Annotated in this window: 28 protein-coding genes and 1 pseudogene; 11 read left to right on the forward strand and 18 right to left on the reverse strand. The window is 65.5% G+C overall.

All coding sequences use genetic code 11. From position 1 onward, the window contains the following. Nucleotides 1–533: 533 nt before the first annotated feature. Nucleotides 534–863, forward strand: a pseudogene (locus QTI45_RS31320) (DUF3597 family protein); the annotation flags it as partial. Here QTI45_RS31320 and QTI45_RS31325 read toward each other — a convergent pair. The 4 genes from QTI45_RS31325 to QTI45_RS31340 all read right to left on the reverse strand — a co-directional run bounded on the left by QTI45_RS31325 (nt 778) and on the right by QTI45_RS31340 (nt 2749). Continuing rightward, the gene (locus tag QTI45_RS31325; protein WP_286374418.1) at nt 778–1152 is read right to left on the reverse strand and encodes a type II toxin-antitoxin system VapC family toxin; all 375 of its coding nucleotides are present in this window, start codon (nt 1150–1152) and stop codon (nt 778–780) included. The pseudogene QTI45_RS31320 and the gene QTI45_RS31325 overlap by 86 nt on opposite strands. Continuing rightward, complete coding sequence (locus QTI45_RS31330; RefSeq protein ID WP_286374417.1) at nt 1149–1355, reverse strand: type II toxin-antitoxin system VapB family antitoxin; 207 nt, start codon at nt 1353–1355, stop codon at nt 1149–1151. The genes QTI45_RS31325 and QTI45_RS31330 overlap by 4 nt, the downstream gene beginning before the upstream one ends. A 717-nt stretch (nt 1356–2072) precedes the next feature. Further along, nucleotides 2073–2486, reverse strand: coding sequence for a type II toxin-antitoxin system VapC family toxin (locus QTI45_RS31335; protein WP_286657129.1), 414 nt, complete (start codon nt 2484–2486; stop codon nt 2073–2075). Further along, nucleotides 2483–2749: an antitoxin gene (locus tag QTI45_RS31340; protein ID WP_286374415.1), complete on the reverse strand. Its 267-nt coding sequence runs from the start codon at nt 2747–2749 to the stop codon at nt 2483–2485. The genes QTI45_RS31335 and QTI45_RS31340 overlap by 4 nt, the downstream gene beginning before the upstream one ends. 220 nt (nt 2750–2969) lie before the next feature. Here QTI45_RS31340 and QTI45_RS31345 point away from each other — a divergent pair, with 220 nt between their 5' ends. Further along, nucleotides 2970–3350 carry a hypothetical protein gene (locus tag QTI45_RS31345; RefSeq protein ID WP_286657130.1) on the forward strand — a complete coding sequence of 127 codons (381 nt, stop codon included), beginning with the start codon at nt 2970–2972 and terminating at the stop codon, nt 3348–3350. Between the two features lie 303 nt (nt 3351–3653). Here the strand turns inward: QTI45_RS31345 and QTI45_RS31350 are convergent, their stop codons facing one another. Continuing rightward, nucleotides 3654–4121, reverse strand: a complete 468-nt coding sequence (locus QTI45_RS31350) for an RES family NAD+ phosphorylase (protein ID WP_286657131.1) — start codon at nt 4119–4121, stop codon at nt 3654–3656. Further along, nucleotides 4118–4639 (reverse strand): antitoxin Xre/MbcA/ParS toxin-binding domain-containing protein, encoded by a 522-nt coding sequence (locus QTI45_RS31355; protein ID WP_286657132.1) that lies wholly within the window; start codon nt 4637–4639, stop codon nt 4118–4120. Before QTI45_RS31355 ends, QTI45_RS31350 begins: the two co-directional genes overlap by 4 nt. Before the next feature lie 340 nt (nt 4640–4979). Between QTI45_RS31355 and QTI45_RS31360 the strand changes: the two genes are divergently transcribed. From QTI45_RS31360 to QTI45_RS31375, 4 genes are all read left to right on the forward strand, one after another. Continuing rightward, nucleotides 4980–5243 (forward strand): hypothetical protein, encoded by a 264-nt coding sequence (locus QTI45_RS31360; protein WP_286657133.1) that lies wholly within the window; start codon nt 4980–4982, stop codon nt 5241–5243. A gap of 404 nt (nt 5244–5647) precedes the next feature. Next, the gene (locus QTI45_RS31365; RefSeq protein ID WP_286657134.1) at nt 5648–6643 is read left to right on the forward strand and encodes a 2-hydroxyacid dehydrogenase; all 996 of its coding nucleotides are present in this window, start codon (nt 5648–5650) and stop codon (nt 6641–6643) included. Between the two features lie 189 nt (nt 6644–6832). Continuing rightward, nucleotides 6833–7417: a serine hydrolase gene (locus QTI45_RS31370; RefSeq protein ID WP_286657135.1), complete on the forward strand. Its 585-nt coding sequence runs from the start codon at nt 6833–6835 to the stop codon at nt 7415–7417. 46 nt (nt 7418–7463) lie between these two features. Next, entirely contained in the window at nt 7464–7592 is a 129-nt protein-coding gene (locus QTI45_RS31375) for a hypothetical protein (protein ID WP_286657136.1), read from the forward strand. 310 nt (nt 7593–7902) lie between these two features. Here the strand turns inward: QTI45_RS31375 and QTI45_RS31380 are convergent, their stop codons facing one another. The 9 genes from QTI45_RS31380 to hisD form a co-directional block, all read right to left on the reverse strand. Further along, nucleotides 7903–9123 (reverse strand): TAXI family TRAP transporter solute-binding subunit, encoded by a 1221-nt coding sequence (locus QTI45_RS31380; protein ID WP_286657137.1) that lies wholly within the window; start codon nt 9121–9123, stop codon nt 7903–7905. A gap of 375 nt (nt 9124–9498) precedes the next feature. Beyond that, on the reverse strand, nt 9499–9993 hold the full coding sequence (locus tag QTI45_RS31385) for a Fic/DOC family N-terminal domain-containing protein (protein WP_286657138.1): 495 nt from the start codon (nt 9991–9993) through the stop codon (nt 9499–9501). A 359-nt stretch (nt 9994–10352) separates the two neighbouring features. Next, a complete protein-coding gene (locus QTI45_RS31390) occupies nt 10353–11147 on the reverse strand; it encodes an HpcH/HpaI aldolase family protein (protein ID WP_286373771.1) in 795 nt (264 codons plus the stop codon). An 18-nt stretch (nt 11148–11165) separates the two neighbouring features. After that, on the reverse strand, nt 11166–11864 hold the full coding sequence (locus QTI45_RS31395) for an RraA family protein (RefSeq protein WP_286657239.1): 699 nt from the start codon (nt 11862–11864) through the stop codon (nt 11166–11168). Between the two features lie 7 nt (nt 11865–11871). Further along, on the reverse strand, nt 11872–12909 hold the full coding sequence (locus tag QTI45_RS31400) for a Bug family tripartite tricarboxylate transporter substrate binding protein (RefSeq protein ID WP_286657139.1): 1038 nt from the start codon (nt 12907–12909) through the stop codon (nt 11872–11874). Between the two features lie 25 nt (nt 12910–12934). Then, on the reverse strand, nt 12935–13927 hold the full coding sequence (locus tag QTI45_RS31405) for a Bug family tripartite tricarboxylate transporter substrate binding protein (RefSeq protein WP_286657140.1): 993 nt from the start codon (nt 13925–13927) through the stop codon (nt 12935–12937). A 48-nt stretch (nt 13928–13975) separates the two neighbouring features. Continuing rightward, nucleotides 13976–14989 carry a LacI family DNA-binding transcriptional regulator gene (locus QTI45_RS31410; protein ID WP_286373768.1) on the reverse strand — a complete coding sequence of 338 codons (1014 nt, stop codon included), beginning with the start codon at nt 14987–14989 and terminating at the stop codon, nt 13976–13978. Then, nucleotides 14986–15747 carry an SDR family NAD(P)-dependent oxidoreductase gene (locus QTI45_RS31415; protein ID WP_286373767.1) on the reverse strand — a complete coding sequence of 254 codons (762 nt, stop codon included), beginning with the start codon at nt 15745–15747 and terminating at the stop codon, nt 14986–14988. The genes QTI45_RS31410 and QTI45_RS31415 overlap by 4 nt, the downstream gene beginning before the upstream one ends. 2 nt (nt 15748–15749) lie before the next feature. Continuing rightward, nucleotides 15750–17072, reverse strand: a complete 1323-nt coding sequence (hisD, locus tag QTI45_RS31420; protein WP_286657141.1) for a histidinol dehydrogenase — start codon at nt 17070–17072, stop codon at nt 15750–15752. Here hisD and QTI45_RS35405 point away from each other — a divergent pair. Then, nucleotides 17071–17421 (forward strand): helix-turn-helix transcriptional regulator, encoded by a 351-nt coding sequence (locus QTI45_RS35405; protein WP_353621353.1) that lies wholly within the window; start codon nt 17071–17073, stop codon nt 17419–17421. The genes hisD and QTI45_RS35405 overlap by 2 nt on opposite strands. Further along, nucleotides 17315–17644 carry a hypothetical protein gene (locus QTI45_RS31425; protein ID WP_286657142.1) on the forward strand — a complete coding sequence of 110 codons (330 nt, stop codon included), beginning with the start codon at nt 17315–17317 and terminating at the stop codon, nt 17642–17644. The genes QTI45_RS35405 and QTI45_RS31425 overlap by 107 nt, the downstream gene beginning before the upstream one ends. Nucleotides 17645–17731: 87 nt before the next feature. Here QTI45_RS31425 and QTI45_RS31430 read toward each other — a convergent pair whose 3' ends face one another. Both QTI45_RS31430 and QTI45_RS31435 read right to left on the reverse strand, forming a co-directional pair. Further along, nucleotides 17732–18043 (reverse strand): type II toxin-antitoxin system RelE/ParE family toxin, encoded by a 312-nt coding sequence (locus QTI45_RS31430; protein ID WP_286657143.1) that lies wholly within the window; start codon nt 18041–18043, stop codon nt 17732–17734. Continuing rightward, nucleotides 18040–18327 carry a YlcI/YnfO family protein gene (locus QTI45_RS31435; protein ID WP_286657144.1) on the reverse strand — a complete coding sequence of 96 codons (288 nt, stop codon included), beginning with the start codon at nt 18325–18327 and terminating at the stop codon, nt 18040–18042. The genes QTI45_RS31430 and QTI45_RS31435 overlap by 4 nt, the downstream gene beginning before the upstream one ends. A 219-nt stretch (nt 18328–18546) precedes the next feature. Here QTI45_RS31435 and QTI45_RS31440 point away from each other — a divergent pair, with 219 nt between their 5' ends. Genes QTI45_RS31440 through QTI45_RS31445 form a run of 3 tightly spaced genes read left to right on the forward strand, consistent with a single transcriptional unit; the run spans nt 18547 to nt 19558 of the window. After that, entirely contained in the window at nt 18547–19122 is a 576-nt protein-coding gene (locus QTI45_RS31440; RefSeq protein WP_286657145.1) for a GNAT family N-acetyltransferase, read from the forward strand. Further along, nucleotides 19062–19295, forward strand: a complete 234-nt coding sequence (locus QTI45_RS35410; RefSeq protein WP_353621354.1) for a GNAT family N-acetyltransferase — start codon at nt 19062–19064, stop codon at nt 19293–19295. The genes QTI45_RS31440 and QTI45_RS35410 overlap by 61 nt, the downstream gene beginning before the upstream one ends. Beyond that, nucleotides 19292–19558: a hypothetical protein gene (locus tag QTI45_RS31445; protein WP_286657146.1), complete on the forward strand. Its 267-nt coding sequence runs from the start codon at nt 19292–19294 to the stop codon at nt 19556–19558. The genes QTI45_RS35410 and QTI45_RS31445 overlap by 4 nt, the downstream gene beginning before the upstream one ends. Before the next feature lie 3 nt (nt 19559–19561). On the opposite strand, the gene QTI45_RS31450 is transcribed toward QTI45_RS31445, so the two are convergent. Then, nucleotides 19562–20911, reverse strand: coding sequence for a type II toxin-antitoxin system HipA family toxin (locus QTI45_RS31450; RefSeq protein ID WP_286657147.1), 1350 nt, complete (start codon nt 20909–20911; stop codon nt 19562–19564). Between the last annotated feature and the right edge of the window lie 4 nt (nt 20912–20915).

The raw sequence follows: 20915 nt of genomic DNA on the forward strand, positions 1-20915 counted from the left end.
ACATCTTGGAGATCGCGATGCCGCATCCGTGCCCGTGGGATCCGCTGGTCAAGCTCACCAAGCTGTCGAGCAGGTCGAAATGGGTCTTGCACCCGCCGTACCCATCTTCGACGATCACCTGATAGACCCCGTACCCACGTGACCCAGCCGAAAGCGTCTTCGTGATTCTGAAGGGGTGCGGGTGGAGGGGCGGCGCGCTCATGTCTGACTCGATGGATCGACGGATCCCAACGTGAACCATGGGCCCGATCACCCACCCAATGAACGAGGCGGCGCTCATCGACCTTCCTTGTGATGCAGTCGACCAGCGCAGGCGCGATTGCCGTCCAGGGCGCGCTTGCCGGCCAAGGGAAGGCCAAGTCCCACACGCCTCACGGCTCAGGCGACCAGACTCGGCGTTTTTCAAGGAGAACACCATGGATTTCCTCGGCAACATCTTCAGCAAGATATTTCCCTCTTAGCATGCCGCGAACGCGCCCACGTCGGGCGCCCCAGCCAGCCCGCCTGCGGCGACGCCAGCATCGGCGGGCGCGTCAGGCGCCGCCGCCTCGGCGGCCCCCGCCGCCATGGCCGAGGTCGATGTGCAAGCGCTGCTGGACGGCCTGGCCAGCAAGTCGAGCGAGAAACACAACTGGAAAACCTCGATCGTCGACCTCATGAAGTTGTTTGAACTCGACAGCTCGCTGGCCGCCAGAAAGGAATTGGCGCAGGAGCTTCACTACACGGGTGAAAACGGAGGAGCAAAGGTGAGAGAAACCCAAACGACCGACTGGACTTTCAGTGGAGGCCATGCGCGACCTCGAATCGCTGCGCCAGTTCCAACAAGCGCCTGTCAAGGGTCCATAGCCGTGCGCCTGGGGTGATGAGGGTCGACGCAAGTAGCGCCATGTCGACCAATCCGCACCCGAGTCCGTACAGCTTTTCGCGCTCGATCAATTCGTGCACTTCGTCCAACGTGGCCTGATTGCACGACCTCAGCAGGCTCAGGCTGCCAAGCGTTTGCTCTCGCGGAGAGGGCGGAGTTCCGCACGCCAGTTCGACGATCACCATTGGATGGGTCAAGGCGAGGTCCAAGCCGACCAAGTTCACAAGGGCGGCGTTGCCGCTGCGGAAATGGTCGATCCAGACGGAGGTGTCCACGATCACGCTCATGGCGAGATCAACTCGCCTCGACGCCGCGGGACGTCCTTGATGTCGGGGGCGGCCCCTCCGAGCGCAATGAGGCGCTTGCCTGCCTGAACACGCACGAACGTACGGATCGCTTCTCGAAAGATCTCCGCCTTGTCCATGTCGGGATCGGCCAATTCCAAGGCTTTCTCGAACAGAGAGTCTTCGATGGTGACGGTGGTGCGCATGGCTGGTCCTGAATCACTGATGAGTCAATTTTGCATCAACTTTAGCATCTCTGTCAGAGCAGCCTTCCAACGGGAGGCGCGTCGTGCTTTGGCTGGATGTAGAAGTCACAACCTCGTTTGGGCCGTTCGCGGGAGGTTTTGAGGGTTCCAGCCCCCCGATCGCGGGGAGCGCCGTCCCGACCCTCTCGCGGGCGGCGTCCTCCCGCATTGGAGACCCGCCGGTTGCCAAACACGGGACATTCGGGGCGCAAACTCCGTCGCGCCCGCCGTCGATTCCTCTCCAGTCCGCCAGACACGTCGCCTCATGAACTCCCCGCGAAGTCGCGAGAAAATCATCCTTTGGACGCTCGTCCTGTCGGTGGCAGCGACTTGTGCTGCGCAGCCTCTTTCGTGGGAGCTGGCTGTTGTTTTCCATCTAGACGTGACCCACTAACTCCGTCTTTCCCATCCAAACGGTCCTCGATGCGGAGGTCGCTTTGGGCACCGAATGACCGAAAACGGAGTGGTGAGCCCCAGTTCATCCAGCGACCGGTAAAGGCAGCACCACGTCTGCGGAGTTCGGGCCACAAAGGGGTGGGCGACAGCGACGGCCCAGTGGCTCCACTTCATGGCCGACCACAACGCAGGTTCACCAATCCTGCCGCGACTGAAATATTTCCGGATCCGAGATGCGGCCAGCATGGACCGATCTCGACCATCCGGTTCACCGACCTTGTGTCAGTGACCAGCCGGCCTGAGCCAGTTCTCGATCACAAGACCCGGCACACGCGCAAAGTGTCGCGTGTTGTCCGTGATTACCACGGCGCCGAGGGCGAGGGCGTGCGCCGCGATCTTCTCGTCGAAGTCGCCAATGGGGGTGCCGCGCGCCTTCAAGTCGGCACGCAAGGCACCATGACGGGTCGCCGCCAGGGCATCCCAGGGCAGGATGGGCACGATGCGCAAGAACTCGTCCACGATCCGGTGCAGCCGCACGGCCTCGGGACGCTTGGCCACGCCGTAGCGGATCTCCGAGCAGGTCACGGCGGAGATGCACCACTGACCGGGTGGCAGCGACTGCAGTTTCGCATCGAACGCCGGGTGGCCACGCATCGCTTCGCTCGCCGCGTTGGTGTCCAACAGGTAAAAGGTCATTCCTTCCAGCCCTCGAAGGGATCGCGCTGCTGCTCCGCCTGCTCGCGCTCGGCCAGGAAGTCTTCAGGCACTGGGCCCAATTGCTCGCGCAGGTGCATGAAGGCTCGCCAGTCGACGGGCGAGCGCGCCGAAAGAATGATGTCGCCAGTGATCTCGTCTCGGCGAATGTAGACCTCGGTTGCGCCCTCGAAGCGGAATTCAGCCGGCAGTCGTACCGCTTGGCTGCCGCCAGTGGCGAAAAGTTTGGCGGTGGTCTGCGGCATGGTTGGGCTCAAGGACTGATGTATATACTAGTGTATCTACATCGTGTCATTTGTCAATCCGCCGCGAGCACAGGGCAGGGGCCCTAAGCGAGCGAGCGCAGTCCGTGAGATCAGCTAAAAACTCGTCCAAAACTTGGTTGACGTGTGGTCGTGTCGTGTGTGTCACGCGTTTCCTACTGCTTGAGGTGTGGGTCATGGCAATCGTGGTCTTTTCGACTCCGTGCCAAAGGACGCCTTCCAATTTGGCTACAGGACGCAATTCGATGCCCGCAAGGTGTCCGAGGCGCTTCGCCTGAAAAAGGAAGATGTATCGCACCTGGCGTCGGTCTCCGTGAAGTCGGTGCGCTACGACGACGCAAATCCGGAGCAGGTTCGTGGGCGTCTGGCGGAGATCGCCAACACCATGAACCTCGTCGCCTCCACGTTCGCCGGCGACGTGGCCAAGGCAGCCACTTGGTTCCTTACGCGCAATCCCATGCTCGGCGACGTTTCCTCCCGCGACATGATTCGCCTTGGGCCCTACGAACGACTGCGCCGGTTCATCATCGACGCCCTGCGCGAGCGCGATACACAGCGCTACGAGCCCACCGAGGCGGCCTGACGCGTCGCGATCCATCCGAGACGTGCCAAGAAGAAACATACCGTCGCCCGCTCCCACAAGGCGCTCGGCCCTCCGGGTCTCTTGGAACTCGATCGATCCAGTGCCGCGAGCCTCCAGGAGTGGATCGAGGCCTCGCGCGCTCTCGATCAGCTCAGCGCCTCTCTGTACTTCGAGACCGAGCCTGTTGATTTCCATCGCGTGCTTCAAGCGTCGTGGACCCGCTTCACCACCTCCGGCGAGGTGCTTGCGGGCGCAACGATGCCGAACGGCGAGTTCTGCACGATTTCCATGCTCAGGGCCAGCTCAAGGAAACATTCGGTCGTCGAACTCGAATGGATTGCGCTCGACCGTGACCGCCACCTGCTCGAAAGCCGCATGATCGGGGTTCAGAACGATGTTGCTCTCGCTCGGTTCGACGGCCGACGGAACCCATAGGCCGAGTGCCCCTCCAGCCTTGCGCCAGGCCACGCCGATCGATTGGGTGAGCGCTTCTTGGTCGATCCAGTCCGCGGGAAGGTCATCGCGAACATCCTGCAGGTCGGCGCCGTCGGGCAGATCGAAGCGAATCAGGGCTTGGCCGATCGGCTTCACGCCGTTGCAATGGACGCGCTTCTCGAGTTGGCAGATCGCGCGACTGCCTCCCGCGTAGATTACAGGCAGCCCGTCCGGGGACGGCAAGTGCCACCGCCCCGGTGACAGCGTCGAGCCGTAGCTGAGTTGGTCGCGCCGCAAGTCCTTGGTCGTGCAGATGCGCCAGACCGACAGCGTCAAACGACGCCCCCGTGCTTGATTGCGCTGAGGATCGCGCGCACCTTCTCGCCGCCATATTCGTTCGTCGCGAACTCGATGGGCGTCTTTCCGTCGAGCAGGGGATGGGGCTTGGTCATCCAGGTCGGGCCCTGCTCCCCAAACACTTCGGCCGCCCGAACCAACAGGTCCGACTGGCGGAACAGGCGCTCGGTGACGCCGGGCTCCAGGGGCGTCTCGGGGCGCGTGCGCGAAAGCGTCGACGCATTGACGCTGAGGGCCGTGAGGAGGTCTTTCTTGCGCGGAAGTCGCGATGCCTCGAACCACTCGTCCAAGCAGCGAGCAGGCACGCTCCACGACGCGTAGCGCGCGGCAACGCCTCGATTCAGTCCCCAGGCCGTTTCACTGACGTGGAAGAAGCGCGTTCCCGCTCCACGGAAATCGTCCTTCCCGCGCGAGAAGGCATGGACGAACACGCCTTCGAAGGCCTTCGCCATGACGCCAGCGGCGGACATTGCTGCAGGGTTGGGTGTGGTGCTCATGGGGACAACATAGCATACTTGCATTTGCAATGCTAGCAACGTGCAATTGCATGGTAGACAACCAGCGGGCGAATCTTCCCGACGAAGCTGCGAACACTCTGAGAATCTGGCATTCGGACTTCAGCTGGGGATTGCTGTGTGCGTCCACCCACTGCAGCGCTGCTGGCGGACGGTGGACCTTGATCGACCGCACCAGGGGTGCGAGGCATGGCGCCGGCGCGGGCTGCTGTCGATTGGCTGAGCCCCTACTCGTCGGTAGACGGCTGACAACGGCGAGCCGACAGGATATATTTTTCATCCGGAGGGAGAGGGTAGGCACTCTCTGTTGGAGGTCTTTGCGATGCCATCCGACGCTGCACTTCATCGGTTTGAATACGACGGTTGGTTTGTGGTGATTGAGTTGGACGGGTCAGGTTTGGATGGCGTGTCTTCAGGGCACGCTGACCTGCACTGGAAGAACGGGCACCGATGTCGCATTGCCCTCGCCGGCAAGTACGAGGATCGGGCGAGCGCAATCGCGGCGCTCGCCCAGAGATCGCGCGCCTTCATCGATGACTGGGACATCACGCGAGCACAGCGCGCTTCACCCTTCATCGATCAGTAGGTCCGAAAGGGGCCGCCGCAAGATGCGCAGATGTGCAATCACTACAGCTCAGCAAGTCCCGACCGCGACCGCCTGCAGTCTGCCAAGACCCGCCCTTCGCTCCGACCGCGGTTTGGACTGCTTCAAACCTGGTTGAAGCTGTTCGCCTTCGGCCTATCGAACGTCGGCGGCTGACGATAGCAGCCATTGACGATTGCCTCCGCGAACCGTCGCTTGCTTTGCAAAACTTGACCTTCGCGGACGTGGGTGCGGTGACACCTTTGCCACGGATCGTCCCCGACCAAAGCCGAGTGCGGCAACGCCGTCGAGATGCAACGCCTCGACGGAAGCGCAGTCCCGCGGTACAACGGGGCACTTGGTCCCCGTTTGCTGAGATCAGCGATCGCATCACGCCAGGAGATCTCATGAAGACAGCTGTGTTCAGTACTCGAAGCTACGACAAGACCCTGCTGACGGCGGCCAACACCAGGGCGTTGCATGAACTGAGGTTCCTACAAGACAGGTTGACGGCCAATACGGCGTCGCTGGCCGCCGGCTGCGAGGCTGTCTGTGTTTTCGTGAACGACAGCGTCGATGCCGAAGTGCTGGCCATACTGGCCGGGCAGGGAACGCGGCTGGTCGCCACTCGTTCCACCGGCTACAACCAGATCGACGCTGCGGCTGCCGCAAGGCTGGGCATCGAGGTCGTGCGCGTCACCGACTATTCGCCGTATTCGGTGGCCGAGTTTGCCGTCGGCCTGCTGCTGGCGGTGAACCGCAAGATCGCGCGGGCCAGCGCGCGCACGCGCGACGGCAATTTCGAACTCGACGGCCTGATGGGCTTCGACCTGCACGGCAAGACCGTAGGCGTGATCGGTACCGGCAAGATCGGCACCATCTTTGCGCGCGTCATGCTGGGCTTCGGGTGCACGGTGCTGGGCTATGACCAGTACCGCAACCCTGCCTTCGAGGCCATGGGCGGGCACTATATGAGCACGGTGGACCTGGTGCCCGACTGCGACGTCATCTCGCTGCATTGCCCCCTGACGCCCGAGACAAAGCACATCGTGAACGCCGAGTCATTGGCACGCGTGAAGCGCGGCGCTATCCTCATCAACACCAGCCGCGGCGGCTTGGTTGACACTGAGGCTGCGATCGCCGCGCTGAAGACCGGGCAGCTCGGCGGACTGGCGATCGACGTCTACGAGCAGGAAGCCAGCCTGTTCTTCCAGGACCTGTCGTCGACCATCATCGAGGACGATGTGATCCAGCGGCTGGTGTCGTTCCACAACGTGATCGTGACGGGCCATCAGGGCTTCTTCACCCAGGAGGCCATCGGGCAGATCATGCAGACCACGATCGAGAGCATCAGTGCCTTCGAGGCGGGGACCGAGTTGGTCAACCGTGTTCCGGTTTCCTGACCACCTTGACAGCGTGGGCGCAACCGCAAAGAAGCCTCCGTTCCCTCGTGTTCGAGGAGCGCGGCCCGCCCGGCAATCTGTGGGACAGGGATGGACCTGACAGCGTAAGTTTGGCCAGCGACCGTGAAGGACAGGCCCAGCTTGCTTGCCGGATCGCGGACTATGGCGAGGGACTGGAGCGGGCCAGGCGTGCCCGCTGGCAACCTGATCGATCTGGCCGATCTCGCCGGCAACCAGAGCGGACAGGCCGACTACTCGATGCTGCCGGGTTTCTTCGAGGTCTTTGCCAAGGACACGCTGCACATCTGGACACCGCAGGAACTCGTGGCCTTCTCGTTCGCCGTGACGCCGGCCTTTCTTTCCGGCGAGCACTACCAGTACAGCAACACCAACACGGTGCTGCTCGGCATGGTGATCGAAGCGGTGACCGGGCCGCTGCTGGGCGAGGTGCTGGCCGCGCGCGTCTTCAGGCCGCTTGGGCTGAGCGGCACGAGCTATCCGACGTCGGCCAAGCTGCCGCCGCCCACCCCACGCCCTATGCGGTCGACGTCGTCACGGGTGGCATCGACGATCAGCCGCTCGTCTGCCCGACTTCACTGGCGGGTTCCGGCGCCATCGCATCCACACTGTCCGACCTGCTCGTGTGGGGCGACGCGCTGGGTCTCGGCTCGCTCCTCAGTGCGCAACGCCAGGGTCTGCGCAAATCGCGCGCGAAAAGGTCACCAACGGCCCCGAGTACGACCGCTACGGCCTGGGGATCGGGCAGATCGGTGACTGGTGGGGACACACCGGCAGCGGCGTCGGATTCCAGATCACCACCATGAACCTCGTGTCCCGCAACGCCACGGTCTCGGTGATGGTGAACGCCACGCCCGAAGGCGCTCGCCGCGACCTCAACCTGGCGCAGGAACTGTTCGAGAAGCTGGCCGCGGTCGTCCAGGCGGCCTGACGATCAAGAGGTCGGCTGGCGTCACCCAGGCGCTGCGGCTACCAGAACCGCCACCATGGCCGACGCTGCCGCATGTGCAGAGGCCGCAGGTCGAGGCGATCGATGATGCTGGCCGCCGCGCCGAAACGGCTGGCAGGCCCGGGCTCCTGATCCAATGACGCGCGGCCGCAGCGGGCCCGGTCCTGCATCGGACGCCGGTCGTTGCGATTTAGCGGAGAGGAGGCGGTGTCCGGGGAGGGCATGGCCAAACAATAACCGACTCTTGCGTTGCGACTGCGTGCATTTTCGAGCGGCGACCCGCGTTGCTCGCCTACTTGATTGGACGTGCCGGCACCGCCGCTGCCGCGCCTGACTCTATCGTATCGAGCCCCTTGCCCGCAGCGATGTGCAGGGGGATCAGCAGGTCCTTGCGCGCCGTGGCCGCGGAAACCTGCGTGCCCTGCGCGCTGCCGCGCGCCGCGAAATCACGGCCCTTCTCGAACACTTCACGCGTTAGCGTACCGACCTCGGCATCGGAAAGGCCGGTGCCGGCGACCAGCAGTGCGGCGGTCGCGACGGTGCGCACCCCCTGGTTCTGGGTGGCATAAGCGCCCGGCGAAATCGGGTAGGCAACGTAACCGCGGTTCGCCGCGACGAGCGCGGCGATCGCCCGCTCCGAGAGTGGGATGAGGCGCAGCGGGATCTCCGTGAGTGCGTCGCGGATACTGTCCGCAGGGACGCCGATCACCTGGATGACCGCATCCGCTTCCTTCCGCCGCAGCGCCACCAGCGCATCGCCGAGCGAGAACTCGAGCGGCTGAATGTCCTTGATGCCCAGCCCGTGTGCTTCGAGCACGCGCAGGGCCGTGGTGCGCGACGCGGAGCCCGGTTGGCCGATGGCGACCCGCCGGCCCCGGAGATCCGCCACCAATGCCGGGGCGCCATCGGCGCGCGTCAGAACGTGCACCGGCTCGGGGTAGAGGCTGCCGACGGCTCGCAGCGCGGCGTGCGGCCCGTCCGCGGCGAAATTCTCTTTGCCGGTGTACGCGTCGAACGCTGCGTCGCCCTGCGCGAGGGCGAGCGAAACCTTGCCCTCGCGTACCAGTCTCAGGTTCTCCTCGCCGCCGTGCGTGATGAGCGGCACCATGCGCGAGCCCTCGGCGAACGCCTGCGCGAAACGCAGGTACTGGCCGTGCTCCGGGCCGGCGGCGATGGCGTAGCCGTCCGCGGCGCGCGCAAGCCGCGCCCGGATCGTCGCATAGGCCGCCCCCAGCTCCTCCTCGATCACGGCACGCTGGGCGGGATCAGCGCCGCGCGGGACGGAATCAACCACCTTGCGCATCGCGTCGAGGATCGCCGCCGCGCCCTGCGGCGCGTTCGTGGCGTATGCAGGCGCCGTAGCCTGCGTGTAGCCGCCGGGCACGGCCGCCACCCAGCGGTCTCCATCGCACTTGTATAGCGCCGTGCCGTGCGCGCGCACGATGTCGCCGGCCTTGTTGCCGCCGGCGTTGATGCCGCTGAGACCCTTCGGCCCGGCGCCGAGTGCGGACACGAGGCCCGCCACCCCCGGCGCATCCCACGCGCCGAAATCGAATGCGTTTTCGAGCTTGAGGTCGATGTCGTAGTACAGGATGCGCCGCGTCTCGCCCGCAGGCGCCTTGGTGTCGGACTGGGAGCCCCAGCGCTCGAACGCGGTGACCGAGACGGTCCCCGGGGCAGCGCCTGGGCGAGGCGTTCGCTGACCCCTTGCTCGTCCTTGGTGCTCACGATGTGGCGGCTCATGTAGAGCACCGGCACCCGCAGCAGCCCCTGCTTGACGAGGTACAGCACATTGAGGATGCGGCCCGTGCGCCCGTTGCCGTCATAGAACGGGTGGATGCTTTCGAATTGGTGGTGCATCAACGCCATCTTCACCAGTGGTCCGCGTTCAGCAACGCATCATCGTTGATGAACCGCTCCAGGGCGCCATCAGTCGCACGATCTCGGCGGGGTCATGCGGCGGCGTGTAGACCGTGCGCCCGTCCGAAGCCAAGAGCTTCGTGCCTGCCTGCGTCCTGGAGCCTGCGTCATTGCCCTCCAGGGTGCGTTGGATGGTGAGGATCTGATTCACCGTGAGCAGCCGTGAGCTCAGAACATCTTCGAAGCAAACGCGAAGCGCAGCCCGGTAGTTCTCCACCTCCTTGGCTGCCGGCCCCGCGGCTTCGGACCGCTCGCCTCGGAACACCTCGGTGATGATGTTTTCGATGGCCGAGTTATCCTTGGCTTCCTGGATGCCCAGCGTGTTGAGCAGAATCCCCTCGTTGGGGACCGTCTCCGCCACCCCCTTGAGCTCGGCCAGACTGCGTGCGGCCTTGGCAACGGCCTTGAGGATGTCGGGCCGGTCGAACGGGGTGGGGTCCAGATCGAGCAGGGATTGAAGCATTGATGGGGCAAACGTGTATAGAAAAACGTCATTACCTATACATGTCCCTTGCCACGTGTATAGAAAACCCCGGCTTCGCACGTACCGCGGGTAAGCAAGCGCCACTTCTGCGCCTCTTGGCGTCAGCGGAATCTAATGGCCCAATGCCGTTAGCGTAAATTTCTTCTTGGAGAAGTGGGTTACTCCCATGCGTGGCAATCACACCGGGGTCGCCCACCATGACGCCCAGGTCCCATGGAATGCCCGAGGAAGCAGTGTTGACCTTCGCCGTGTTGAGCGTCGGGCGCCCCTGGCTTTTTTTAGCTCCGCGGCGTGCCCATGCTCCAGGCGAAGACGCGCGTGAAATGATTCATCGTCGATCAATAGGTCATGCCTTCGACCGGCTTGGCCCGCCCGCCCGCGGTCGACGCTTGCCGCAGCGCCTGCGTGATCACGCTCGATACGACCGTCGCAAAATAGCGCGCGCCCCATTGCCCGTACCTTGCTTCGTCCTCCGGCGTCAGGGCGATGATGCCGGCGCAGTTGCCGGCATCCGAGACCGCGCGCAGCGCCCGCTCGATTGCTGCTTCGACAGCAGGCGACTTCCAGTCGTTGCCGAAGCCCATCGAATGCGAGAGGTCGTTGGGCCCAACGAAGACCGCATCGACTCCGGGGACCGCCGCGATCTCGGCCGCCTGCTCCACGGCCTCGGGGGTCTCGATCATCACGATCAGTGCGATTCCCTCGTTGCTGCGCTGCGTGTGGGCGGCGCCGGCGAATGCGCCATAGCCCGCGGCGCGCGAGCTGAACGCGCTGCCGCGACGCCCGATGCCAGGGTAGCGCACCTGTTGCACCAGGTCCCGCGCCTCGGCGGCGCTCTCGACCATCGGGATCTGCACGGCGCTCGCCCCCATGTCGAGCACGCGTGCGATGTCCTGGCGCAGGCAGCGCACCACGGGCACGATGCCGCTCGCGCGCGCGGCGCGCAGCATGTGTTCGGTGGTCTCGTGGCCCGCGCTGCCGTGCTCGTTGTCGATCACGACAAAGTCGAAGCCGGCATAGCCGCACATCTCGACGATGGCAGCGCTGGGCAGTGAATTGAAGATCGCGCGCAAGGGTCGGCCGCTGCGCAGCATGGCCGGCAGGCGCGTGTCTAGAGGATGGCGAATGTCCATGGTGTGTGCTTCGGGTAGTCAGTGGATGTCGTCGGCCGCGCGCATCGCCCGCTCGAGCGCAGCGAGGTCGAAGGAGCCGCTGCGCGCGGCCGCCAGCAATGGCGCCTCCTTGCGCTGGACGAGTTCGATGCAGGCCGGCAGTGCGTGCAGGCATTCGGGCGCGATCCGGACCGCGCCGTGGCGATCGGCGTGGATCAGGTCGTCGTTCGCAATGCGCAAGCCGAACACTTCGACGGGCTCGCCGATGTCGACCACGTGCACGAAAGCATGCGAAGGGCCGACGCTGCCCGCCAGGATCGGAAAGCCTGGCGCGAGGTCGCCGAGGTCGCGCACCGAGCCGTCGGTCAGGACGCCCGCGACGCCCAGCGCCTGATGCACGGCCGAGTTGACCTCGCCCCAGAACGATCCGGTGCCGCGGCGCTCGTCGAGGTCCTGCATCACGACGAGGGTCGGCAGGCCCGGCGCTGGCGCGACATGGCGGTAGTAGTCGAGCCGCAGCTGGCGCAGTTCCGCGGCTGGAAGCGGGGAGGGCGCCGCGGCGCGGATGCGCGCGGTGCGCGCAAAGCCGAGCATGGGCGCCAGGGGTTGGGGCGCTGCGATCAGCGTGCCGTGGGTAAAGCCCTGCGCGCTTCGACCACCCATGGCGAGTTCGAGCGCATTGCAGATCGTCGGCGTGTCGACCGAGCGCAGCTTGCGGATCAGTTCGACGGTGAGCATCGTCAAACTAGTCGATCGTGATGTTGTTGGTCTTGATCAGCTCGGAAAACTTGACGGTCTCCGCCTGGATGAACTTGCGGAACGCCTCCGGCGTCATCGGCTTGGGCGTGAAGCCCTGGGCCGCCAGGCGGCTCGTGACCGACGGCGATTCGAGCACCGAAACCACCTCCTTGTTGAGCCAGTTCACCACCGCGGGCGGCGTGTTGGCGGGTGCGAGCAGGCCGAGCCAGGTCACGGCCTCGAAGCCGGGCACGCCCGCCTCCGCGAGCGTCGGCAACTCGGGCTGCAGCGGCGAGCGGGCGAGACTGGTCACCGCGAGTGCCTTCGCCTGGCCGTTCTTCGCGAAGGCGAGCGCCGTCGTCATATTGTCGAACTGCATGTCGATCTGGTTGCCGGCAAGGTCGACCAGCGACTGGCTGCTGCCCTTGTAGGGCACGTGCACTGCCTTGGCGCCGATGCGGTTGAGCATCATGAGGGTGGTCAGGTGCTGCGAGGTGCCGTTGCCGCTGGTGCCGTAGGACAACGCGTCCGGCTTGGCCTTGAGCAGGGCGATCAGCTCCTTCACGTTGTGCGCGCCCGACTTGTTGCCGGCCAGCAGCACGAGCGGCGTGCTCGCAAGCTGGGTGACCGGCGCGAAGTCCCTGTCGACGTCGTAGCCGATCTTCTTGAGCAAGGTCGGGTTGACCGACAGCGCGGTCTGGGTGCCGAGCAGCAGCGTGTACCCGTCGGGCTTCGCGCGCGCGACGTATTCGGTACCGATGCCACCGCCCGCGCCGGCCTTGTTGTCGACCACGACCGCGGTGCCCCAGCGCTTGCCGAGCTCGTCGGCGACCAGGCGCGCCACGATGTCGGTGGCGCCGCCGGCCGCGAAGGGCACGACGATCACGACGCGGCCCGTCGCCGGATAACCACCCGGGCCAGCGGCCGCGGGAGCGCTCTGTGCGATGGCGGCGCTGGCGAACGCCAGCACCGAAAGTGCCGCGGCTGCATGCCGCAGCAGGGCGCCGCGCGTGAGCGGCAGGAAAGGAGTTCTGTTCTTCTTCATGTCGATGGGTCCGGGTGGGATGGTTTCATTCGGCCTGGATGCCGGCGTCGTGGATCACCTTGCCCCACTTCGCGATCTCGGCGCGCTGGAACGCGGTGAAGGCTTCCGAGCTGCGGCCGTCGGGCTCGACGCCGAGCTTGCGCAGCTTCTCCTGGACATCGGGCAACGCGACGATTGCAGCGATCTCGCGGCTCAGGCGGTCGACGATCGGCTTCGGCGTTCCAGCCGGCGCGAACACGCCCTGCCACGATTGCATCTCGAAATCAGGCACCCCGGCTTCGGCCAGCGTCGGCACGCCCGGCAAGCCGGCCAGGCGCCGGCTCGAGGTCACGCCGAGCACCTTCACGCGCTGGCCGTCGATCATCGGCCGTGCAGCAGCGACGGTCTCGAACACCATGTCGATCTGGCCGCCGACCAGGTCCACCATCGCCTGCGAGCCACCCTTGTAGATGATCTGTCGCATGCGGGTGTGGGTGATGCTCTGGAACAGCTGGCCCGACAGATGCTGCGAGGTGCCAGCCCCCGCGGTGCCGTAGGTCAGGCTGTCGGGCGTGGCCTTGAGTTCAGCCACGATCTGCGCCACCGAACTGAAGCGGCTGCCCGCCGGCACCACCAGCACGTTGCTGACCATGCCGACCAGATTCACCGGCACGAAGTCGCTCACAGGCTCGTAGCCCAGGTTCTTGTTGAAGAAGGGATTGACCGCGTGGGTCGTGATGGTGCCACCCATCAGCGTGTAGCCATCGGGCGCCGAGCGAGCGACCGACTGTGTGCCGACGATGCCCGAGACGCCCGGCTTGTTCTCGATCACCACGGGCTGGCCGATTCGCTCGCCGAGATGCTGCGCCACCAGCCGTGCCACGCCGTCGGAGACGCCGCCGGCCGAGAAGGGCACCACGTACTTGATCGGTTTGGTCGGCCAGGCCGGCGCCTGCTGCGCATGGGCCGATGCCGGGACGGCCGCCAGCGCCAGCAAGGCCAGGCCGGCCACGGCGAATGCGCGGATGCGTGGGATCATGAAAGTCTCCTGTTCGAATGGATGAAAGATGAAACAGCGCGGACCGGCTCAGCCGGCCGCGCGCACCGAGTCGCGCTCGACGACGCGGCATGGAATCACGACGTTGCGCGGGTGCGTGCCCTCGCGCATCTGCTCGTGCAGCAGTTCAACCGTGGCCTCGACCATGTCCTCGACGCTCTGCACCACGGTCGTGAGGCGATAGGCGCCCCAGGACGCCTGCGGCACGTCGTCGAAGCCGACCACGCTGACGTCCTCGGGCACGCGCAGGCCGAGTTCCTGGCGCAGCACGTCCATCGCGGCGATGGCCATGTGGTCATTGGCGACGAACACCGCGTCGGGCAGATCGGGCCCGGCGAACAACTCGCGCGTGGCCTCCTTCGCGAGCTCGAAGCTGTAGTGGCCGACAGCGCGGCGGAACACCGCGACGCCCGCCGCTTCCAGCACCTCGTTGAAGCCGCGCTCACGCTCCAGGTTGGTCGACGATTTTTCGAGGCCGGCCAAGAAAGCGATGCGGCGATGGCCGCGCGCCAGCAGCAGTTCGGCCACCATCCGGCCGCCACGATGGTTGTCGGAGGTCACCGAGCTGGTGCTGTGGCGTGCGAATGCACTGATGTCCGGCACCCGGTTGAACAGCACCACCGGCACGCCCGATTCGGCGCATTGCCGCGCCAGGTCGGGCGACAGCATGGCCGAGGCCATCACGATGCCGTCGACCTGGTACTGCAGGATCTCGGCCAGCACGCCGTCGGTCTCCTCCAGGTCGCTGATGAACATCAGGACGTGGTAGCCCTGCTTCTGCAGGCTTTGAGAGAGCTTCTCGATCACCAGCGGATAGAACTGGTTCTGCAGGTAGCTCATCACCAGCGCGATGATCCGGCTGCGTCGCGTGATCAGGCTGCGCGCCAGCGCGTTGGGCCGATAGCCCAGCGTCTTGGCGGCGGCCAGCACGCGGTTGCGCGTGTCTTCGGACACGCTGGCACCCGGCGTGAAGGTCCGGCTGACGGCCGACTGCGACACCTGCGCGAGCCGTGCCACTTCCTGGGCAGTGGCGCTGGACTTCATGCGGCGCTCCAGCCGCCATCGAGCATCAGCGCACTGCCGGTCATGAGGCTCGCGGCGTCACTCGCCAGGAACACGATGGCGCCCATGATCTCTTCGACCTGGCCCAGCCGGCCCAGTGCGATCCTCGAGGTGACCCAGTCGCGGAAGCTCGCATCCGCGAACATGCCGGCCGTCATCGCGGTCTCGATGAAGGTCGGGCAGACCGTGTTGACGCGGATGCCCGCCGGCCCCAGCTCCCATGCCAAGGCCTTGGTCATGCCTTCCATCGCGTGCTTGCTGGCGCAGTAGAGCGTGCGGCGCGGACTCCCGACCACGCCCATCTGGGACGAGATGTTGATGATCGAGCCCGGCAGGCCGGCCGCCAGCAGCCCGCGCGTCACCGTGCGGGTCACGTAGAAGGCGGCCTTCACGTTGAGGTCGAAAACGGCGTCGATGTCGCTGTCTTCCACCTCCACCAACGGCTTCGGCCGGTTCAGGCCGGCGTTGTTGACGAGGATCTGGAACGGCCCCGCCGCGGTGAGCTTTTCGTTCACCGCCTGCGCATCGGTCACGTCCAGCACCAGGTGGTCGCAGCGACCGCCCTCGGCGCGGATCTGCCGGCAGGCCTCGCGCAGCTCGCTTTCGGAACGCGCGGCAAGGGTCACGGCGGCACCGGCCTGCGCCAGCGCCGCGGCGGCAGCCAGGCCAATGCCGCGCCCGGCGCCGGTCACCAGCGCGCGGCGCCCGTCGATGCGGAAGTTCGGCGCACGCGGCAGCATGCTCAGGCCTCCAGGGCCGGAACCGGCTGATACCACGGCACGTCGGCCCGGGTGCCATAGCGGCGCACGCGCAGGTTGGCCTGCTCGCCGTGGCCGGCGAAGTTCTCCATGTGGCACAGGCGCGAGCAGTACTCGCCCATCAGCGCGCTGGCCTCGTCGGTCAGCACCTTCTGGTAGGTGCAGGTCTTGAGGAACTTCCCGACCCACAGTCCGCCGGTGTAGCGCGCATTGCGGTTGGTCGGCAGCGTGTGGTTCGTGCCGATCACCTTGTCGCCGAAGCTCACGTTGGTGCGCGCGCCCAGGAACAGGCCACCGTAGTTCGTCATGTGCTGCAGGAAATAGTCGGGGTCGCGCGTGATCACCTGCACGTGCTCGAAGGCGAGCTCGTCGGCCTTCTGCAGCATCTCTTCCTGCGTGTCGCAGACGATCACTTCGCCGTATTCGGCCCAGCTCACCGAGGCGATCGCGGCGGTCGGCAAGATCGCGAGCTGACGTTCGATCTCGGCCATCGTGTCGCGTGCGAGCTGTTCGCTCGTGGTCAGCAGGACGGTGGGCGAGGTCGGTCCGTGCTCGGCCTGCCCCAGAAGGTCGACCGCGCACATCTCGCCGTCGGCGGTCTCGTCAGCGATCACCAGCGTCTCGGTCGGCCCGGCGAACAGGTCGATGCCGACGCGGCCATACAGCTGGCGCTTGGCTTCGGCCACATACATGTTGCCGGGACCGACCAGCATGTCCACGGGCGCGATGCTTTGCGTGCCGACGGCCATCGCGACCACGGCCTGCACCCCGCCGAGCACCAGGATTTCGTCCGCGCCGGCCATCGACATGGCGGTCACGATCGCCGGATGCGGCGCACCCTGGTAGGGCGGCGCGGTCGCGACCACGCGCTTCACGCCCGCCACCTTGGCGGTCAGCACGCTCATGTGGGCGGAGGCCAGCAGCGGGTACTTGCCGCCGGGGATGTAGCAGCCGACCGCGTTCACCGGGATGTTCTTGTGGCCCAGGATGACCCCTGGGAAGGTCTCGACCTCCACGTCCTTCATCGAGTCGAGCTGGATCTGCGCGAAGTTGCGCACCTGCTTCTGGGCGAAGGTGATGTCGTCGATCTCCCGGGCCGAGAGACTTTTTCGCGCCTTCTCGATCTCGTCGGTCGAGAGCCGGAAATCGGTCGGGTCCCAGTTGTCGAACTGGCGGCTGAAGTCGCGCACGGCTGCATCGCCGCGCGCCTCGACGGCCTGGATGATGCCCTCGACCGTGGCACGAACCTTGGCGTCATCATCGGCGCGGACCTGGACGTCCTTGCCGCGCTTGAGATATCTGATCATGTGTTTTCCTGCTTGTCCAAAGTTTGCATACGTATGCAATGTGGGAGACTTGCATACGTATGCAAACAGGGAAAACCCTAATGCGAAATATGAATCGGTGCAGCGACCGCATTTTTGGGGAAGCGCTGAACTGGGCCTGTCCCAAGCGCAGTTGGCGCACCAGACCGGCCTGTCTCGTCAAACCTTGGTCGGGCTGGAAAAGGGCGCGCTGAGCGACCTGGGTCAACCGCGTGGGGCAGATGATGGCAGTGCTGGGCCTGGACAGCCCCAAACCGGATACGCAGGCGCGGCGCAAGAAGCGCGGCCTGTGGATGGCGGCCAAGACGGCCAGTGTCAGCTATGCGCGTGAACTGGCCCCCGAGGCGCTGGAGCAGGCCCTGGCGAGCGGTGAGGTGCCGGCGTCGTTTGCACCGCACTTGACCCATTTGCTGGATGAGGCGCCCGTGCCGATCGTCGTGATGGCCGTGGAGGAGGAGGCCTCCCGCGCCCATCTGCCTCCTCGACAGGTCTGGCGAAACGTGGCGAAACTGGCAGAGACCTTGTCCGTGCACCGGCGGGCGCTGTGGGCGTGAAGTCCGGGGCGCTGCCCGGACCCGCAGTTCGCCTGCAGCTTCGGTCCAGCCCTGCGCCGAGGTGCGCGTGATGCGATCCTGCAGGAGCTAGTGGTAGTCATCTTCGCGCTGATGACGGATGGCTGCGATGGCGACTTCTTGATCACTGATGATGCGAAAGAGAGCCACGTAGCCCGATGCGCCGAAGGGGATGACCAACTCGCGTTCAAGCCGATCGTTGTCGGCAATGCGGCAGGTAAACGGATTGGTCTCCAATATCCGGAACTCGGCTCGAATCGCTTCCACTGCGCGACGCGGGAGATCAAGGTCCCCACGCTGCAGCGCAGCCTCGACAAGGAAGTCCTCGAGACGGATCAGATCCTCAAGTGCTTCGTGCGTCAGCACGACGGTGTAAGTCACGAACTTGCGGCGCTGTCTCGCTTGTTTCGCAGGCGTCCATCCAGGCGAGCCTGCATCGCATCGAGCGCGTCGTTGACAGAGTAGTACTGACCGCTACGCTTGGCCCGTTCCAGCGACTCGCGACCCCGCTCGAGAAACTCCTGCTGCGCCTTGCGACGCTGCGCAGCTTGCACCGTAGCCTGCTCGACAAACTGCGACAGCGATTCGCCTTGTCGCAAAACACTTTCGATTTCCGCGCGCACAGACGGCTCGACGCGCACGGGAGGCAACTGGGCGGTTTTCATTGGGCGATTGTAGCGCAATTGCTATGCATGCAAACGACTCAGTGGAGTGGCTTGACGGCCAGCCCTCTCTCAAGCTTCGAGCACACCCCGTCCCCGCAGCGGCAGGGAGCGGTACGAGGGCAAGATTCACGATGGCGGCGCGATCCTGGGCGCTCCGTTGCTGGCCCAACGCGGCAGATCCCGGGTACGGCGAACGCAAGCCGCGCGAAAATGCCGCGCATGGAATGCTCCATCCGCACCATGAGCCGCGACGAAGTCGCGATGACCATCGAATGGGCCGCGGACGAGGGCTGGAATCCCGGCCTGCACGACGCCGCCTGCTTCCACGCCGCCGACCCCGATGGCTTCCTGGTCGCCGAATGCGACGGCAAAGCGGTGGGCTGCATCTCCGCCGTCTCGTATGCCGGCCGCTTCGGCTTCATCGGCCTGTACATCGTGCGCCCCGGCTGGCGCGGGCGCGGCATCGGGCTTCGCCTCTGGACGGCAGGGATGCAGCGGCTATCGGGCCAGGTCGTGGGCCTGGACGGCGTGCCCGCGCAGCAGGACAACTATCGCAAGAGTGGTTTCGTGCTGGCCTGGAAAACGTCCGCTTCGCCGGCGCGGCCGGTGCCGCAATGCTCGACGCGAACGCGCCCATCGTGCCACTCGCCGACGTGGACTTCGCCGCACTGTGCGCCGACGACCGTCGCGTCTTCCCGGCCCCGCGCGATGCCTTCCTGCACTGCTGGACGGCGATGCCAGACGCCACCGGCCTGGCTTGGCTCGCGGATGGAAAGCTCGCGGGATGGGGTCTGATCCGCCGCTGCCGCGAGGGCCACAAGATCGGCCCGCTGGTCGCCGACACGTCAGGGATCGCAAACGCGCTGTACGCCGCGCTGTGCGCAGCCGTGCCGGCCGGCGACACGGTGTACCTCGACGTGCCATTGCCCAACGCCGCCGCCGTGGCCGGACGGTACGATTGCGCATGAGCGGCGCCACCGAAACCATCCCGTTCGTCTACGGGCCTGATGACTTCGAGGTCAACGACGCTCGGATCCTGCGCGCCGCACGCACCCCGGGCGTGGAGGGAACGGCCGTCTTCGGGCGGACAGCCGACGGCTGGACTCGCGTGGTCGTGACGATCACCGGCGAACCCGAGCCGATCCGCATCGCCCGCGCCAGCCTGCCGTTGGAAGCCCAAGCTCTGAGCGGCGATCCACCGAAAGCGATCAGGCCCCGACCGAAGATGTGAGCGTCAGTTCGAGATCTTGCTGGCGGCTTCGTGAAGCCCGCTGAGGATGGGCTGGGCCAAGAACTCCGGAAAATCCTTCGGCAACTGCGCTCGCACCTGCTGAATCACCTGCGGCGTGCGGTTCACCAACTCGTCAATCACGAAACTCACGCCGCGCCCGTCTGGGGTCGTCACCCCGTGCCGCTCTCCGACAGCCAGCCAGTGCCGGCGCAGGATTTCGCGCATCTTCCAGTGCGCATTCTTGGAGCGGATCGCCATAGCCATCTTGGCCTTGAAAGGGGACAGCTTCCCCGGTCCATCCCCGAGGATCGGGTAGGCCGACAGCACGTCGTACAGCGGCGTGAGCTGGTATCGGCCCCCGGGCCGCAGAAACAAGCTGAAGTTCTTCGCGTGCCCGTCGGTCGCGCAGAGCATCCAGAAGAGCACTTGCGCTTGGAAAAAGGTCCGCTTGTCATCCTCACGGGACATCGACCCATCCAGCACCTCCATGATGCTGTCAATGCCCGGGCCGCCGTCCGCCTCGTACTTTGCATACGGCGACACGCCTTTGGCCTGGCACATATCTTCCTGAGGAAGTCGGATGAGCCGCATGTCGCCTGCGGGGCTTTTCCACCAGCTGCGGTCGAAGCGCTCCACCGCCAGGACCTTCACGTCCTCGAACTCCAGCGGCTCGCAAGATGCCACCGGAAGGCCGTAGGCCTTCAGGATCAAGGCACAGAGCCACTCGTTTTCGACTGAGCCGCTCATGTCGTACTTCATCCCGCCAACCAGGCCCAGTGGGAGCTTGAAGATGTGCGTTGTGGGCGTGTCTCCGTGGGGCATGCACCATCTGCCATCGAAACGCAGGAGTGCGGTTTTCTCCTGGGCGCCCGCGATCGAAATCCGGAACGTGTCGTCATCGTCGCCAAGACTTTGGAGCGCAGGCGACACGGTGTTGCGCAACACCTGCGCGACCATGCTCTCATCCAAAGGTGATGCTTGCACTGGCCCCACGCCTGCCGGGACTTCGCCGTCCGGAAGAATCTGCAATGCGCCTACACAGTCGCGTCCAATCTCGGCGAGCAGCGGGAAGGCCTCGGTCGACTTGGTCTGGTACCGCCTCGCGATCCTGGCTCGAATGTCGTCGCTGTCGGGCAGCAGATTTTCGAAGTAGGTTCGAACTCGTTCGCCGCGATGCGGCGCACCACCCGGCATGAAGGAAAGGGACAGTGACAGAGGGCGGCCCTGCTCTGCAACGGCCCAATGCGCGTCGTACTCCAGGACGTCGCCTGTCTGAGGGTGGATGCGCCAAGTGCCTACGCGGGCCCCATTCATCCAGAGGCCGAGCGCTTGGGTATGAGAACGGCGACCCATGGGC

The sequence above is a fragment of the Variovorax saccharolyticus genome (genome assembly GCF_030316765.1).
Classification (GTDB): Bacteria; Pseudomonadota; Gammaproteobacteria; order Burkholderiales; family Burkholderiaceae_C; genus Variovorax; species Variovorax saccharolyticus.